Source organism: Acidocella sp. C78 (genome assembly GCF_907164655.1).
In genome coordinates this window covers 20818-36604 of sequence record NZ_CAJQZK010000001.1, presented here as the reverse complement: position 1 = coordinate 36604, position 15787 = coordinate 20818, and the positions used below count along the sequence as shown (strand labels likewise).

10 protein-coding genes are annotated in these 15787 nt (G+C 65.2%); 3 read left to right on the top strand and 7 right to left on the bottom strand.

Translation table 11 applies throughout. The annotated features are described in order from the left end of the window. Window positions 1-12: 12 nt before the first annotated feature. The gene (gene gap, locus ACIDOCELLA78_RS97100) at window positions 13-1026 is read left to right on the top strand and encodes a type I glyceraldehyde-3-phosphate dehydrogenase (RefSeq protein WP_201727426.1); all 1014 of its coding nucleotides are present in this window, start codon (window positions 13-15) and stop codon (window positions 1024-1026) included. Continuing rightward, a complete protein-coding gene (locus ACIDOCELLA78_RS97095) occupies window positions 1026-2219 on the top strand; it encodes a phosphoglycerate kinase (RefSeq protein WP_201727425.1) in 1194 nt (397 codons plus the stop codon). Before gap ends, ACIDOCELLA78_RS97095 begins: the two co-directional genes overlap by 1 nt. 264 nt (window positions 2220-2483) lie before the next feature. Here the strand turns inward: ACIDOCELLA78_RS97095 and ACIDOCELLA78_RS97090 are convergent, their stop codons facing one another. The 3 genes from ACIDOCELLA78_RS97090 to ACIDOCELLA78_RS97080 all read right to left on the bottom strand — a co-directional run bounded on the left by ACIDOCELLA78_RS97090 (window position 2484) and on the right by ACIDOCELLA78_RS97080 (window position 9715). Next, on the bottom strand, window positions 2484-3110 hold the full coding sequence (locus tag ACIDOCELLA78_RS97090; protein ID WP_201727424.1) for a peptidoglycan-binding protein: 627 nt from the start codon (window positions 3108-3110) through the stop codon (window positions 2484-2486). Window positions 3111-3188: 78 nt separating this feature from the next. Then, on the bottom strand, window positions 3189-8123 hold the full coding sequence (locus tag ACIDOCELLA78_RS97085) for an S-layer family protein (RefSeq protein WP_214006260.1): 4935 nt from the start codon (window positions 8121-8123) through the stop codon (window positions 3189-3191). Between the two features lie 185 nt (window positions 8124-8308). Further along, complete coding sequence (locus ACIDOCELLA78_RS97080; protein WP_201727422.1) at window positions 8309-9715, bottom strand: CsgG/HfaB family protein; 1407 nt, start codon at window positions 9713-9715, stop codon at window positions 8309-8311. A gap of 120 nt (window positions 9716-9835) precedes the next feature. Here ACIDOCELLA78_RS97080 and ACIDOCELLA78_RS97075 point away from each other — a divergent pair, with 120 nt between their 5' ends. After that, window positions 9836-10081: a hypothetical protein gene (locus ACIDOCELLA78_RS97075; protein WP_201727421.1), complete on the top strand. Its 246-nt coding sequence runs from the start codon at window positions 9836-9838 to the stop codon at window positions 10079-10081. Window positions 10082-10597: 516 nt separating this feature from the next. Here the strand turns inward: ACIDOCELLA78_RS97075 and ACIDOCELLA78_RS97070 are convergent. From ACIDOCELLA78_RS97070 to ACIDOCELLA78_RS97055, 4 genes are all read right to left on the bottom strand, one after another. After that, window positions 10598-13456, bottom strand: a complete 2859-nt coding sequence (locus ACIDOCELLA78_RS97070; RefSeq protein WP_201727420.1) for an EAL domain-containing protein — start codon at window positions 13454-13456, stop codon at window positions 10598-10600. After that, a complete protein-coding gene (locus ACIDOCELLA78_RS97065) occupies window positions 13456-14454 on the bottom strand; it encodes a sensor domain-containing diguanylate cyclase (RefSeq protein WP_201727419.1) in 999 nt (332 codons plus the stop codon). Before ACIDOCELLA78_RS97065 ends, ACIDOCELLA78_RS97070 begins: the two co-directional genes overlap by 1 nt. A gap of 104 nt (window positions 14455-14558) precedes the next feature. Beyond that, on the bottom strand, window positions 14559-15281 hold the full coding sequence (locus ACIDOCELLA78_RS97060) for a hypothetical protein (protein ID WP_201727418.1): 723 nt from the start codon (window positions 15279-15281) through the stop codon (window positions 14559-14561). Window positions 15282-15306: 25 nt separating this feature from the next. After that, on the bottom strand, window positions 15307-15657 hold the full coding sequence (locus ACIDOCELLA78_RS97055; RefSeq protein ID WP_201727417.1) for a hypothetical protein: 351 nt from the start codon (window positions 15655-15657) through the stop codon (window positions 15307-15309). Window positions 15658-15787: the final 130 nt, after the last annotated feature.

Genomic DNA, 15787 nt, shown 5'->3' with positions numbered 1-15787 from the left:
AGACTTCATCATATGACCATCAAAGTCGCGATCAACGGATTCGGCCGCATCGGGCGCCTCGTGCTGCGCGCGATGATCGAGAGCGGACGTTCCGACGTCGAATGCGTCCTGATCAACGACCTCGGAAGCGTCGAGGACAACGCCCACCTGCTGCGCTACGACTCGGTGCATGGCCGCTTCCCCGGCACCGTCGAGGTGAAGGGCGACAGCATCGTCATCACCAATGCCGGCCGCACCTATGCGCCGATCCGGGTTTCCGCCGAGCGCGACCCGGCGAAGGTGCCGATGCAGGGTGTCGACGTGGCGATGGAATGCACCGGCCTGTTCACCAAGCGCGACGCCGCGGCGAAGCTGATCGAGGCCGGCGCCCGCAAGGTCCTGGTCTCCGCCCCGGCGGACGGGGTGGACGCCACCATCGTCTACGGCGTGAACCACCACACGCTGACCAAGGACATGACGATCATCTCCAACGCCTCCTGCACCACCAACTGCCTCGCGCCGATGGCGATGGTGCTGCACGAGACCTTCGGGATCGAGCGTGGCTACATGGTGACGATCCACTCCTATACCGGCGACCAGAAAACGGTGGACACCCTGCACAAGGACCGTCACCGCGCCCGCGCCGCCGCGCTCTCGATGATCCCGACCACCACGGGCGCGGCCCGCGCCGTCGGCCTCGTCCTGCCCGAGCTGAAGGGCAAGCTCGACGGCACCGCGATCCGCGTGCCGACCCCGAATGTCTCGCTCGTCTCGCTCGACGTGAACCTGAAGACGCAGGCCAGCAAGGACGAGATCAACGCGGCGATGAAGGCGGCTTCCGAGGGCAAGCTCAAGGGCATTCTCGACTATTCGACCGAGGCCCTGGTCAGCGCCGATTTCAACCATGTCGCCTATTCATGTAGCTTCGATGCGCCGCAGACCGCGGTGATCGACAACGCGCTCACCCGCGTCATGGGCTGGTACGACAATGAATGGGGCTTCTCGAACCGGATGAGCGACACCGCCGCCCTGTTCGGGTCGCTCTGATGGCGGACTGGCGCCCGCTCGACGGGGTCGATGTCAGGGGAAAGCGCGTGCTCGTGCGCGCCGACCTCAACGTGCCGCTGCGCGACGGGCGGATCACCGACCTCACCCGCATCGAGCGCCTCTCGCCCACCATCGTCGAACTCGCCGGCAAGGGTGCGAAGGTGATCGTGCTGTCGCATTTCGACCGGCCGAAGGGCAAGGTCGTGCCCGAGATGTCGCTCCGTCCGGTTGCCGAGGCGCTCGGCGCGGTGCTGCGTCGGCCCACCGCCTTCGCCGGTGACTGCGTCGGCCCCACGGCCGAAGCCGCCGTCGGCGCGCTGGCGGAGGGCGACATCATCGTGCTGGAAAACACCCGCTTCCATCCCGGCGAGGAGAGCAACGACCCCGCGCTGGCGAAGGCGATCGCCGCCAATGGCGACATCTTCGTCAACGACGCCTTTTCCGCCGCGCACCGCGCCCATGCCACCACCGAGGGTCTCGCCCATCTCCTGCCGGCCTATGCCGGGCGGCTGATGCAGGCGGAACTCGCCGCCCTGGAAGCGGCGCTCAGCCACCCGAAGCGGCCGGTCGGCGCCATCGTCGGCGGCTCGAAAGTCTCCACCAAGCTCGACCTGCTGACCAACCTGATCACCAAAGTCGACCTGCTGGTGATCGGCGGGGCGATGGCGAACACCTTCCTCGCCGCCCAGGGCGCCGAACTCGGCACATCGTTGCAGGAGCCCGCGCTGCACGACACCGCCCGCGCCATCGTCGAATCGGCGGCGGCGCATGGCTGCCGCATCCTGCTGCCGTCGGATTTCGTGGTCAGCGAAACCTTCGCGCCGAACCCGCCCACCGAAACCGTGCCGGCGAACGCGGTGCCGGCGAACGCGATGGCGCTCGATGTCGGCCCCGCCACCGCCGCGGCGATCATCGCCGCGGTGAGGGAGCTGAAGACGCTGATCTGGAACGGCCCGCTCGGCGCCTTCGAGACCCCGCCTTTCGACGCCTCGACCATGCGACTCGCCGCCGCGGTGGCGGAGGCGACGGCGGGCGGGCTGATCTCGGTCGCCGGCGGTGGCGACACGGTGGCGGCGCTGCGCCTGGCCGGCGTGACCGACCGGCTGACCTATGTCTCCTCGGCCGGCGGCGCCTTTCTCGAATGGATGGAGGGCAAGACCCTCCCCGGCGTCGCGGCACTCGGCGAGCACTGATCGGCACCGCGCGGAATGGATTGAACCGCCGGCGCGGGGGACCGCGCCGGCGGTTCGTGTTTCGGAACCTTGCCCGCGCAGACAGGGGCGCTGAGCGGGGCCGGGTTCCGGGATGATCCATGGCACTGTGAAATAGAGCATCGTTATCCGGTCGGATGATGCTCTATCATATTGAAAAATAGAGCATCCTTATCCCGGCGGATGATGCTCTACCATGTTGAGAAATAGAGCATCCCTATCCGGTTGAATGATGTTCTATCCACTTTATTTTTTCATCGCGGGAACGACGACGGCCTGGATCACCGTTTCGGCGTCGGGAAGAGAGTTGACAACCAGCTTTTGCTTGACCTGAAACGCCTTGATCGCGGCTTGAGTGCTGGGGCCGAATTGGCCGTCCACCGGGCCTGAAAGATATTTATGCTTCTTCAGGTAGGTCTGAAGACGCTTCAGGGTCGTCTCGCGGATCGCGACGGACTTGCCGCCGAACGACGCCGTCACCAGCGGCGACGAGGTGTGTATCGCGCCGAGTTTCAGCGTGTCGATAATCGAGTTCGCAACTCCGGCGACCATCGCCTTGCCGTTCTTGGCGCAGATGTTGACAACGAGGTTTGTCATCGCGTTCGCGGACTGAACAGGCACGATATCGAACGTATTGGGATCAACACGATTGAGGGCGCTGATATATCCCATCAGCCAGCTCGACAACTCCGCACGCACGGCGACCTGGCCATGGTTGATGGCGTTGACCGTATCCGCGCAGGATGTCGCGCCAATGCCATTGACGGCAAAATTACCCCTGGCATCGGCTGCCCGGGCTGCGTGCGAAGCGAACCAGCCGCACGCGAGAGCGACAGTTGCGACCTTGACGAGACGAGACGTACGACAACCCATCAATGAACTCCATGTCCAAGCGGTTAAGCAAAAAAGAGGGGAAGCGAATGCTTCCCCTCCAAGGTGTTCTTGCTCCAGTTAGTGAGCAACAACCGTGTTGATGGCGCTGTTGCCGGTCGCCCGAGCAACAATGCTGTTATTCGCGACATTGACAGTGCTGCCAGTTGCGCCAGGAGCACCGGTCGTGACGCCGAAGGCGTTGTAGCCGGCAGTGGCGGTCACGTTGCCAGTGTTGGCCTGGGTGTTCTGCAACGCGCTGGTTGCGTTGCCACTATTCAGGCCAGCAAGGGTCACCGTGTTCTGGGCCGAGTTGCCGAAGGCGTTCACGTTGACGGCATTGCCCATGACGCTCACGCTGGTGTTCTGAACCTGTGCCGTACCGCCGGTTGCACCGTTCAGAGCCACGCTGAACTGGCTGGTGGGCGCGGTTGCACCGAATTCAGAACTCGTCGCGCTGACCGACCCGCTGTTGGTCTGGGCGTTCAGAGCCACGAACTGCGCCGTGGTGGCCGTCGTTCCGCCAGCCGAAGCACCGGCCGCCTGGGTGCCGAAGCTCGCGGTCGGCAGGGCGTTGAGTGCGTTCACGCTGGAGTTGCCCGCCGCCTGCACATTCAGAGCATTGTTCGTCAGTGCAATCGTCGAGCCGGAGGCCGCCGGAGTGGTCGCGGTGCCGCCGGTCAGGCTGAACTGAACGTTCGAGGTGCCTGCCGCGGAAACCGAGTCGGCGTTGTTCTGGTTATTCAGCAATGCTGCCGGCGCGTTCACGGTCGAGCCCGCGACGTTGAGCGTGTTCGCCGCGGTGTTGGCGATGGCGTTCGCCGTCGTCGTGTTACCGTTGAGAACAACCGAGCTGCTCTGCAGGCCGGTGCTGCCAGCCGTATCGCTGTTGCTGACCGAGCTGTTGGCCTGGGCGGTCACGCCGGTGGTGGCACCGGACGAGGACTGCGTGTTGTTCAATGCGTATGCCGCATTGACCGTTTGCAGATTCGTCGTGATCGACGCCGCGCTGGTTGTGGGGTTGTCCAGCGTCGTCGCGTTTGCCGTCAGCGTGTTGGTCGCGCTGTTGGCATTCGCCGTGGCCGTTGTGGTGTTGCCGTTCAGCGCCAGGCTGGAGCTGGAGCCGATCGCGCCCGGGGAGGTCACGGTCTGGCCGACCGTCGATGTGGTCGTGGCCGAGGTGGCCACGGTACCCGCGGTAGCCGTCACGTTATTGGTCGCATTCTGGCTCGACACCAGGGCGCCGGACGTCGCGTAGGTCCCCGCTGTCGTATTGTTCTGCGAAATCGTGCCGTTGACCGTGAGGGCAGTCGTCGCGACGTTGGCCTGGGCCGTCGCGTTCAGCGAGTTATTCGACACGCTGAGGGTCGATCCCGAAATCGCCGGCGAGGTTGCCGAGCTGGTGATCTCGGCTCCACCATAGGCCGTGGCGCTGGTGATCGAGGCGTTGGTTTGCGCGTTGACCGCCGACAGATCGGCCGTGGCCGTTTGCGAGGTGGTCGACGCAACGGTTGCGCTGCTCTGGGTTCCCGCAAGGGCGCCGCCGTTGACAGTATCCGCCGTCACCGAGACGTTGGTGGTGCCAACGTTGCCCTGCGCGACCGCGCCATAGTTGTTACCCGTCACCGACAAGGTGCTGTTGGTCAGATTACCAGACGTGGCAACCTGACCGAACGGCGTGGTGTTCAGGGCAGGAACGGTAATTGTTCCTGCGGTTGCGACAGTCTTCGCCCCCGTATTGATCGTAAAGGTCGTTCCCGTCGGGAATGTAAATGTCGACGACGACGTTCCCGGCGTCAACACCACATTGGTCCCACTAACCGAGACAGTGCCACCACCCGTAGCCGAAATGACAGAGGCCAACTGAGCCGGCGTGAGGCCCGTCCCTGTCGTGCTGAACGTAAGGGTCTGGCCCGAAGTCAGTGTAATCGTGTTATTGGTGCTTGCAATCGAAGACCCGGTGTAATTACCGTTGACGCCGGTGGTTGACGTCACGGCCGGGGAGCCGGCATTACCGACAGACGCCGAAGTGCCGCCAGCGCTCGTCACCGTCTGGACATTGAGCCCGCCGGCGGAGCTTGTCAGCACCGCAACCGGCGTGGTGGAGGTGCCGATCACGAGGTTATTCGACGCGCTGTTGGTGGTCGCCGACGCGTTAAAGTTGTTGTTCTGCGCCTGCAGGGTCGAATTCGAGACCGCACCGGTGCCGCCGAGGCTGAGAAGCGCGCCAGTATTGGTCTGGGTTGCCGAGACAGTATTGGAGGCGGACTGGGTGTTGGCCACGCTGAAGCCCGCGTTCACCGACGCCGTGGTTCCATTATAGGACACAGGCGCGGTAATGGCCGTCCCGCTTGCATCGATCAGGCTGGTGCCGGTGACGGTCAGGTTGTTGGCGGAAGCGAGGTTGCCGTTGGCCTGGGCCAGCGCATTATTGCCGCTGAGGCTCAGCGTCGAGCCGCTGACGGTACCCGTTCCGGTTGCCGTCGTCAGATCGAACAGACCCGTATTCGTCGAGGCGCCGGTCACCGTGCTGGCAACTTGACCGCTCAACGTCGAGGTGTTGGCAACCGCCGCCACGGGCAGGAAGGCTGGCGGCGGCGTTGCTCCGGCAGTCGGCTGCGCAAGGTCGGTGATCGAGACGTTGGCAGCGTTGCTGGTCTGGTTGCCGTAGCCCGCCGCAACAAACTGGTTATTGGTGTTGCTGACGGTCGAGCCGCTCACATTACCCGCACCGAGAGACACCAGAAGCGGATTCGTGGTTGTCGCCCCCGCGGTCACACTCGCGGTTTCGGACTGGCTGTTGAACAATGCCAGCGCCGCATCCGCGCTATTGCTGGTCGACGCCAGAGACACAGCGGTGGCTGGGGCCGTCGCCGTGTAGACGTTAAGGCCGGTCGAGGTCGAGTTCAGCGTGTTGGCATTCGCATTGCCATACGCCAGAGACCGCAGGATGTTGCCGTTGGCGCCGCCGAGGGTGATCGAGGAGTTCGAGATCGGGTTGTTGCCCGTCGTATTCGCCGCGATCTCGATATTCGGGTTCAGCAGCGTGGCGGAGGCGCCGCTTGCGTCGGTCTGCACGCTGGCGAGACCCGCGGAGCCGGCCAACTGGTCAGCATTGACGCTGAGCGCATTCGACGCGTTGTTGCTCTGCGCGATAGCCTGGGCCGCGTAGGTTCCGGCCGCGCCGGACAGGCTCAGGGTATCACCGGTAAGAGTGGTTCCATTGGCTGTCAGTTTGATCGCGTTGCCGCTGTTGGTGGCGGCGACCGGCGAGGTGCTGGAACTCTGGTTGTTGCCAACGGACAGGCCGGCGGCGGCCGTCAGTGTGGTTCCATCATAGGTCAGGCCCGCCAGCGACGCGGTACCCGCATTCGGGTATGCGTTCACGTTGGTGCCGCTCACCGTCAGCGCGTTGCCGGCGCCGCCGGTTGCGCTCACCGCGTTGTTGCCAACCGCCGACGCGCTGGTGCCGTTACCCGTCAAAGCCAGGGTGGAGTTGCTGACCGTGGCGGTGGCGAGGGGGGTCGTGGTTCCATCGGTTCCGGCGGTCAGCGAGACGGTGTTGCCGGAGTTGTTGGCGGTGACGGCCGAGCCGGTCGCGGTCTGCAGGCTGTTGATGCCGATCAGCCCATCGAGCGTGGCGGCATTGGCGCCCGAAGTCGGGATGGTGACGGCGTTCGACACGCTATTGTTGGTGGCCGACGCGTTGATGGTGTTGCCGGTTCCGCTCACCGTCGAGCCGCTCACGTTCTGCGCGAGGGAGGTGATGCTGTTACCGGAGACCGACGACTGAGCGGCGATGGAATTGACCTGGGATTGCTGGCTGGCGATCCCGAAATCAGCCTGGAGGGTATTCGTGGGCGTGCCCGAAGCCGACGTGTTCGCCTGCGTCGTGGTCGCACCGGCGAGGTTCATCGTGCCGGCGAGTTCGGCGAGATTGGTCGCGGTATTGCCCGTGGAGGAGCCGCTGATCGCGTTGCCCGACTGGGTCAGGCTGCCGTTCGAGAGCGTGATCGGGTTGTTGGTCGAAGCACCCGACGCGACGGACGCGGTGATGCTGTTTCCAGTCACAGAGCTCGTCGTCGCACCTGTCGGCGCGGTCGTCTGGGTGTTGCTTTGCAGGTTGCTGACCAGCGCGCTGCCATCGAGGCTGGGCGCCGAGCCGGAGGCAACCGAAAGCGTGCTGGTCGCGGTATTGCCGGTGTAGGAGGCCGACACGGTGTTGCCCGTCTGCGCCGCAGTCAGCGACTGCGTCTGCGCGGTTGTCCCGGTCGAGGAATTTACCGCGAGATTGACCGTGTTGTTCGTGGTGGAAGCAGCGCTTGTTCCGGCGATGGAATTATTGGCCTGCGCGTTGCTCAGGGCAATATTGGCGGAGGCGTCGAGGGCGTTGCCCGTTGTCGCCTGAGACGAGAGAACGGCACTGCCCGGCGCACCCTGACCCACGTAGGTTACCGGAACAGCACCGCTGATGGTGGTGTTGCTCGCATTTCCGGTCGCCGACGACGAAATGGCGTTGGCGCTCTGGGCGAGGCTGGAACCGCTGACGGCGTCCGTCGTGACGTTCCGGAGCGTGTTGGCGGTGGTGATCGCGTTGACGGCAACGACGTAGGTATTTGCGCCATTCGTCGTTGCGTTATTGGCTTCCTGGGCCAGGACCGCAAGGCCGTTGCCGGTTGTTCCCGCCGTCGTGCCGCCGATCGTCGCCAGATCGACCGTGTTGGTCAGGGTGTTGCCCGTGGCCTGCGCAGCGATGGTGTTCGCGGTTGTCGTTGACGAATTGGCAACAGTGCCGGTACCACCGGTGCCGGTGAACGTCGCGCCAGAGGTCTGGTTGGACGCGGTGGCCGAGATCGCCAGATTGGCGGTTGCCGTGCTGGACGGGGTATTCTGGGCATTGAAATAGTTAGATGTATACCCAGTCGCCGCGCCGGGGCCGGCCGCCACGCCGGACGTCGTGACCGTTGCGCCGACAGTTGTTTTCGCAGTCTGCGCAAATCCCTGGCCGCCATACATGGCGCCGAAGAATAGCAAACTTGCCGCTGTAGATCCCAGCAGATTAGTTCGTAGCTTTGCGTCTTTCAAAGCTCTCTCCCATTTTGAAAATTAACCATCCTGTTTTGGATGCATTTATGGTCTATCTGATTCGTAAGATTTTGGTATCTTTACGATGTCGTCATTTGTATTTTCTTTTATTTATATTATTTATTAATCGTAACGATTGCCACCTTCTGATAACTTGAGCCCTCATGATAGATTTTGCTGTCGGTATCGGACGGGGCCCACTGGGTGGTGACCACCGGCGCCGCCATGCCATGGGTTGCAAGACCCGACTTCAGCGCGGCTATGCGGGCCTGGACGAACCCGTAACGGTTCATGGGAGACCAATCCTCGAGGGCGGGCGCCAGCAGCTCGACCGTTATCGGGGCTTTTGCTGCCATCTGCGCGATCTTTGTGAGGAGACCGCCATCTCCTGGCGGGATCTCCGATGAACCGAAATCGAAGGCCAGCTTGATCATGGCGCCCCCGCTGGCGCCCGCAAGCGGCCTGGCAAGCGGCCTGGCAAGCGGCTGCTCAGCGCCGGGAGGCATTGGCGGCTGGATGATCTTTACGTGGTTTGGCGTCTTGCGCAGCTGATCGGCCGTCTTTTCGGAGATGCGATCCCGGACCTTTTTCATACAGGGCAGAGGACTCAGATGCTCGGCTGCCGCCACCAGATCCAGCGTCCCCTGTTCCAGCGTGGTGCGCACGCCAAGCTCCAGCGGCTCCTCGTTCTTGGCCCCGATGTTCACATCCCACAGGTCGCTGCCGAAGAACCGGAAAATGCCGGCGCTCACCTGATAGCCGACGATCTGCTTTTCGAGACTGACGGTTTTGACAATCTGTGTCGTCTGGGTATCCACAAGCTCGAGGTCGATCGCGATGTTTTCGGTGAAGGTGGTTGCCGAGGGGCCGGACAGATTCTGCATGACCTGCACGCCACCACTTTGAATATTGTAATTCAGCTCGGTAATGCCGCCGATGATGTAATATTGTGAACGCAGGATCGTGCCGCCATAATAGGGCATCCACGGCACCGGGCCTGCGCCCGGCTTCAACTGGTGCGGACGGCCATCGCCCAGCTCTCGCTGGTCGGTGTAACCCAGCTCCATCTGGGTGATATGAGGATCGACGCGCTCAACCTGCGTTATCGCGTTGCCGAGATGCCCCAGAGCCGTCTCGACCATCAGCGCGCCGCCCTGCGTGATGGCGTTGCCCTCGTTGATGTTGTAGCGGCCCGTGTAGTCCTTGATGTCGCCGACCGCGAAGGTCAGGCGCGGCTTGTCGTCGCGGACGATCTCGTCGGCGAGGCAGGCGAAGGCCGGATCGACCGGCGTCAGATTGTATCTGACCTTGGGACCCAGCACGATAGGCGCCTCTCCGGGCTCAACCCGCTGCATGCCGATGGACGCGCAGCCTACCAGCGCCTGACTGCTCAAGAGCAGCACCGCGGTGCCGCGCAGCATGCGCGCTCGTGAAACACGCCGAATCAAGCAGCGCGGGGATGTCGCCAGCGCCACCAGGTTGCGTGGCAGGGGAAGAAGACGATTTTCAGTTGTCTGGGTCATGGCTAGTTCAGCGATCCGGAACCAACAGAACATGCAGTACTGTTGCTTACTGACGCGCTCTGCGTCCCCCCATTGGTCTGGTTACTGTTAAGCGCCTGGGAATAGGTTCCGGCGATCGACGTGCTTGTCGAACCATTCAGGACGGTTCCGACCGCGCCGCTGTTTGTCTGCCCCGTCGTGGTCAGGGGCGTGCCTGCGGTCGATGCCGACAGCGAAGACTGCGTTGAACTTGAATTGCCGGTTGCGCTTGGCGTCGCACCGATCGTGCTTGGCGAACCGGCCGTCGCTGCGGTCGTTCCCGAATTTCCGTACGTTGTCGGCGCAACGTTGCAGTTCGTCTGCTTCGCGATATTTGTTGTACTGTAGGAATTATATACAGGAGAATGATACATTCCTGCCTGTTTTTGGAGAATTATGCTTTCCACGGCACCGAGATTGGCAAGATCGGCTGGCGTCGGGAGTTGATAAGGCGAATCCGTTCCATACCCGTTTGCCCGCGCTCCTGCCGTCATCGCAGCCAGGACAATGAAAAGCCGCGTGCAGTGCCTCAGCTTTCTTCTGAACATCACCAAACCTCGAATCATACGCTTTGTGCATAGCCCGGTATTTTGCGTTTGGCATGTTTTAATGTGCAATTAATTGTATATATTATGTTCAATGCTGTGATTGTAAATTTTGTCAGAACAAGACGCAACCAATAGGAATAGTTTTTCTATAAATATCGAATATTTTAAATATTTTATATTATCATTTTCAGGATAAAATATTTGCGGATTCCGCCGAGGATAGAGCACTTTCCGATCAGATGACTCCATCCGATCGGGTGATGCTCCATGTGCCTCAAGGACGTAGCGGAGTGGGCGGACCCAGATGTGGAGTGCGTCAGCCGTTGCGGGCGGCGGCGGCCGGGGTGCGGAGCTGGCGCCGCAATTCGGCCTCGGAAACCGGGGGGGAGAAGAAATAGCCCTGCGCCCAGTCGCAGCCGAGGCTGGTCACGTAGTCGAGCTGGACGGCGGTTTCCACGCCTTCGGCGGTGACGGGCAGGTTGAGTGCCGCGGTCATGCCCATGATCGCCTCGAAGATGGGCTGGCGGTCGCCAGGCGCGCGGATGCGGGAGAGGAAGGATTTGTCGATCTTGACGACATCGACCTTGAACGTGTCGAGATAGGAGAGCGAGGAAAAGCCGGTGCCGAAATCGTCGAGCACCAGCATCGCGCCAAGTTCGCGCAGGTCTTGCAGGAGGCGGGCGCTGGCGGCGTTCTGCGAGAGCAGCACGGATTCGGTGATTTCGAGCTTGAGACGGCTCGCGGGCAGGCCGCCGGCGGCGAGGGCTTCGGTGACGGTAGCGCGGATGTCGCCGATCTCGAACTGGCGGGGTGAGACATTGACGGAAATCTTGACGTCGTCCGGCCAGGCGCGGGCGGCGGCGCAGGCGCGGCGCAGCACCCAGGCGCCGAGGGCGGCGATCTGCCCGCTTTCCTCGGCGAGCGGGATGAACTCGGCGGGCGGAATGAGGCCGCGGGCGGGATGGTGCCAGCGGAGCAGCGCCTCGACGCCGACGGTGCGGCGGGTTGCGAGATGGACGATGGGCTGGAAATCGAGCGCGAATTCGCCGCGGCCGAGCGCGCCCGACAACTCGGCGCGCAGGCGGCGGCTGGCCTCGTCGGCTTGCAGCATGTCGGGGTGGAACAGGCGGTAGGTGCCGCGGGCGCGGGATTTGGCGACGTAGAGCGCGCGATCGGCCTGGCGGTAGAGGGAGTCGGCGTCGGCCTGGCCGGGGAGTGCGACGGCGACGCCGATCGAGGCGCCGGCGGGCAGCGAGATGCCATCGACCTCGAAAGGCTGGCGCAGCGCGGCGAGAATGCGGTCGGCCAGCGCCAGGGCGTCGGGCGGGGCGGAGACGCCGGTCTGCATGATGACGAATTCATCGCCGCCGCAACGGGCCAGCAGATCGCGCGAGCGCAGGCAGAGGCGCAGCCGGCTGACGAGCTGGCGCAGCACGGCATCGCCGGTCGGGTGGCCGTGCTGGTCGTTGATTTCCTTGAAATAGTCGAGATCGAGGCAGAGCAGCGCGGTGAGGTTTCCGGGCTGCTGGCACTGCAACTGCTCGGCCAGGCGGGAGAACAGGGAGGCGCGGTTGGCGGCGCCGGTCATGTAGTCGACGCTGGCGGCGTAGCGGAGCTGCTGCTGGGCGAGGCGCTTTTCCGAGACGTCGCGCAGGAAGAGCGAGATGTCGCTGGCTTCGGCGACGATGGTGGCTTCCAGCCAGCGATCGGTCGGCGGCCAGAACAGCTCGAAATGGGCGCCGGCGCCGGTTTCCATCGCCCGCTTCAGCGCGGCGCAAAGCTCGCGGCAATGGGCGGAGGCGAAGAGACCGTCGGCGTCGAGGCCCTCCGGCGGCGCGTCGAGCCCGAGCAGGGGGGCGAGGCGCGCATTGGCGAAGGTGACGGCGCCGGCGGCATCGAAGACGATCACCGCGTCGCCGCTGGCCTCAAGCACGCGCAGGGCCAGCGCCTCGGACGCCTTGCGCGCGTTTTCCGCCATCCAGCGGTCGGTAATGTCTTCGAGCGTGCCGTACCAGCGCAGGATCTGCCCGGCCTCATCGCGGCGGGCGGCGGCGCGGGCGCGCACCCAGGCATAGGCGCCATCGGCGGCGCGGATGCGGAACTCGACATCGACCGGATCGCCGCTGGCAAGGCTGTGCTGCCAGGCGGCAAGGGTGGGCGGGAGATCGTCCGGGTGGACGGCGGAGGTCCAGCCGAAGGGCATGGTCTCCTCGCGGGTCATGCCGGTGATGGCGAGCCATTGCGGGCCGACTTCGAGAATCCCGCCATCCGGCCCCGCCGTCCAGGGGATTTGCGGGTGCAGCTCCACCATGTGGCGGTAATGGTCCTCGCTTTCGCGCAGCGCCGCCTCGACCCGCCGGAACGGGGTGACATCCTGGGTGGTGCCGCGCAGCTGAGCGACGCGGCCATCGGCCCCGATCACCGGCTCGGCATGGGTAAGCACGGCGTGGATGGCGCCATCGGGCAGGACGGTGCGGTATTCCAGCGTGACCGGCGTCGCGGTTTGAACCGCTTCGCGGAAACAGGCCATGGCGTAATGATAGTCGTCGGGGTGGATGATGCGGCGAAGCTGGTCGTAATCCATCTCCGCGGCCGCGCCCTCGATGCCGAGCAGCCAGAGGGTTTCGGTTGAAAGCCAGACGCGATGGCGGGCGAGATCCCAGCGCCAGGCGCCGACCCGGGCGAGGCGATGGGCACTGGCGAGTTCCTCGGTGCGGCGGGCAAGCTCGGCGGCGAGGGCGGCGAGACGGTCGTTCTCGGTGCTGCCGAGGGCGCCGGCGGCAAGATCCGGCAGGGCGCCGATATCCGCGATGATGCCGGCGAGACGCAGGGGCCGCCCGGCCTCATCGCGCCCGACGACGTGGAAGCGGGCGAGCTGCCAGAAGGCGCCGGGCGCGGCCCCGGCGCGGCGGAAGGCGATGTCGAGCCCCATACTGCCGGGCGCAGCCGCGGCGTCGAGCGCAGCGGCAACGCGGGCGCGGTCGTCCGTATCGATGCCGGCGAGAAAGGCGGCGAGCGACTCGGCGGCCGGCTGGTTGGAGTCCGGACCGGGCGCGCCGCCGGCGAGCGGGCGGACCCGCCCGGCGAGCGGATCGATCTCCCAGGCGGCGAACCCGCGGGCGCCGGCGAGCACCTGGCAGAGCGTCGGCTGCTGCGCGGCGTCCTGCGCGGTCATCACGGCGCCTCCGCCGGGGCGGGCGGCGGATCGGCCGGCAGGTCGCGCAGCAGGGCCACCATGTCCGGCGGCGCCAGTGGCCGTTGCAGGCCGGCATGGTAGCGGCGGAACCCGCCGCGCCCGCCATGCTTGGCGGCGTAGAGCGCGCGGTCGGCGCGTTCGAGCAGGGTTTCGGGATCGTCGCCGTCGGACGGGCAGAGCGCGAGACCGACCGAGGCGGTGACGGTGAGCGGCGCGGGCCGTGTGGCCAGCGGCTGGCCGATCGTCGTGACGATGCGGCCGGCCAGAGCGAGCGCGTGATCCTCGTGCGAGATGCCGCGCTGGATCACGCAGAACTCGTCGCCGCCGAGGCGGGCCACGGTGTCGCCGGCGCGGATCACCCCGCTGAGCCGACGGCCGATGATGCGCAGCACGCTGTCGCCGACGATGTGGCCGAACTGGTCGTTGATCGGCTTGAATCCGTCGAGATCGACGAGCAGGACGGCGACCAGTTCGCCGCTGCGCGGGGCCGCGGCGAGCGCCTCGGCGAGGCGCTGGGTGAACTGGCCGCGATTGGGCAGGCCGGTGAGATTGTCGTGCGCGGCGAGGTGGCGGGCGCGGGCCTCGGCCTCGCGAAAGCGGGTCACGTCCGACAGGGCGGCGATGATGAACGGCGTGGGACCGGCCAGCGTGTCGAGCTGGATCAGGCGCTTGCGGGTGATCACGATGCGCTGCCGGCCGCCGGCGCCGGTGACGATTTCCTCGGTCTCGTCGCTTTCGCCGGTGGCGAAGACGCGGTCGTCCACCCGCCAGTAGCCTTCGAGCAGCGCGCGCGGCACCCGCCCCTCGCCATTGCGGCCGACGAGCGACTCGCGCGGATAGCCGACGAAATCCGCCATCGCCTGATTGACCAGGACGAGGCGGTGATCGCGGTCGATCAGGAAGACCGGATTGGGCAGCGAATCCAGCAGGGTTTGCAGGACTTCCACCGTGAGGATGATCGACGACTGATCGAACAAGGACAATCTCTGGGGCGCGATTTCATTTGCGTAAAGCGATACACTATCGCGTGATATGATTAAATTTTAGTTAATTGCAATATGTGGCGGTGTGAATCGAGGGGTCAGACCGGCTTGCCGCGAGCGGCGCGCAGCAGGTTGCGATAGGTGCCGTCGAAGATCGTGCCGGTGGCCGAGGTCCAGCGGGAGGACTGGCCGAGCGTGTCGCGGCTGGCGTGGATGCGGCGGGCGCGCAGCTCGCGCGCGGCGGCTTCCTCGGGGGGCATCGGCGCGAGTTCGAGCGCGGGATCGGCCGGCACCACGACGAGCTGGATGAAGGGCTCGCCCCGGCGGAAGACATGGGTGACGCCCGCAGGCGGCGCCTTGAAGACGACGAAGGAGATCATCGGCCACCAGGCGGTGCGCAGCAGCGCGGGGACGGCCAGCGGCACGTCGCCGGTCTCGTCGGTGAAGTAGCGGGGGTGGGGCTCGGCGCGGACGGCCATCGGCTCGTCAACCGCGATGTCGAGCAGGAGCTGACAGGTGTAGTAGCCGGGGCCGAAGGGGCGGAAGGGCGGCCAGTTGACGCCGGTGCCCGGATCGGCGCCCCAGTCGCTCTCCAGCGCCACATGGCCATCCCGGCGGGTGACGCGGAGTTCGTTCTCATAGGGGTAGAACACCTCGATCCCGTATTGCGCGCCCTCGACGAAGGGGGCGCAGTGCCAGGGCTGCTCGTGCGCGCCGTCGCCCCGCTTCTCGGGCGCGCCGCCCCAGCCCGGCACGTCGAGCCGGGTGCGCCGCGGCGCCAGCCCCGGCTCGAAATAGCGCAGCCTTACCTTCGTCGTCATCGCCCTCCCCTCACCCGGCGGCGGTTCAACGCCAGTCCGGCCGCGGATACCAGCCGTAATAGCCATAATACCCGTAATAGCCGTGATGGTGGTGATGATGGTGGTGGTGGTGCTGGTAGTAGCGATAGCGGCGATAGGCGTGGTGGTGGTGATGGTGGTGGTCGACCAGGTCGAGCCTTGCCGGCGCCTCGGCCGGGGCGCGGGCGAGCAGCGCGTCATGCGCGCGGAGGATGGCGGCGGGCGCGTCCACCGGGGCGAGCAGCTCGGCATAGCTCGCGGCCGGCGGCAGCGGCGCGGGCTCGGCCAGGGCCGTCGCGGGCGCGGCGGCGGCGAGACCGCCCAGCGCGCCGAGAAGCCCGATCGTGGTTCGTTCCATCTGCGCTCTCCTTTCGGTTGCGGCAGCATTGAAGCGGCGGGGCGTGTCATTTCTGTGACTGAACTGCGGCGGAATCCATAAATCCTTGTCACCAAACCTTGTCGCCGGCCGCCGCACCGGATCGGCGGAC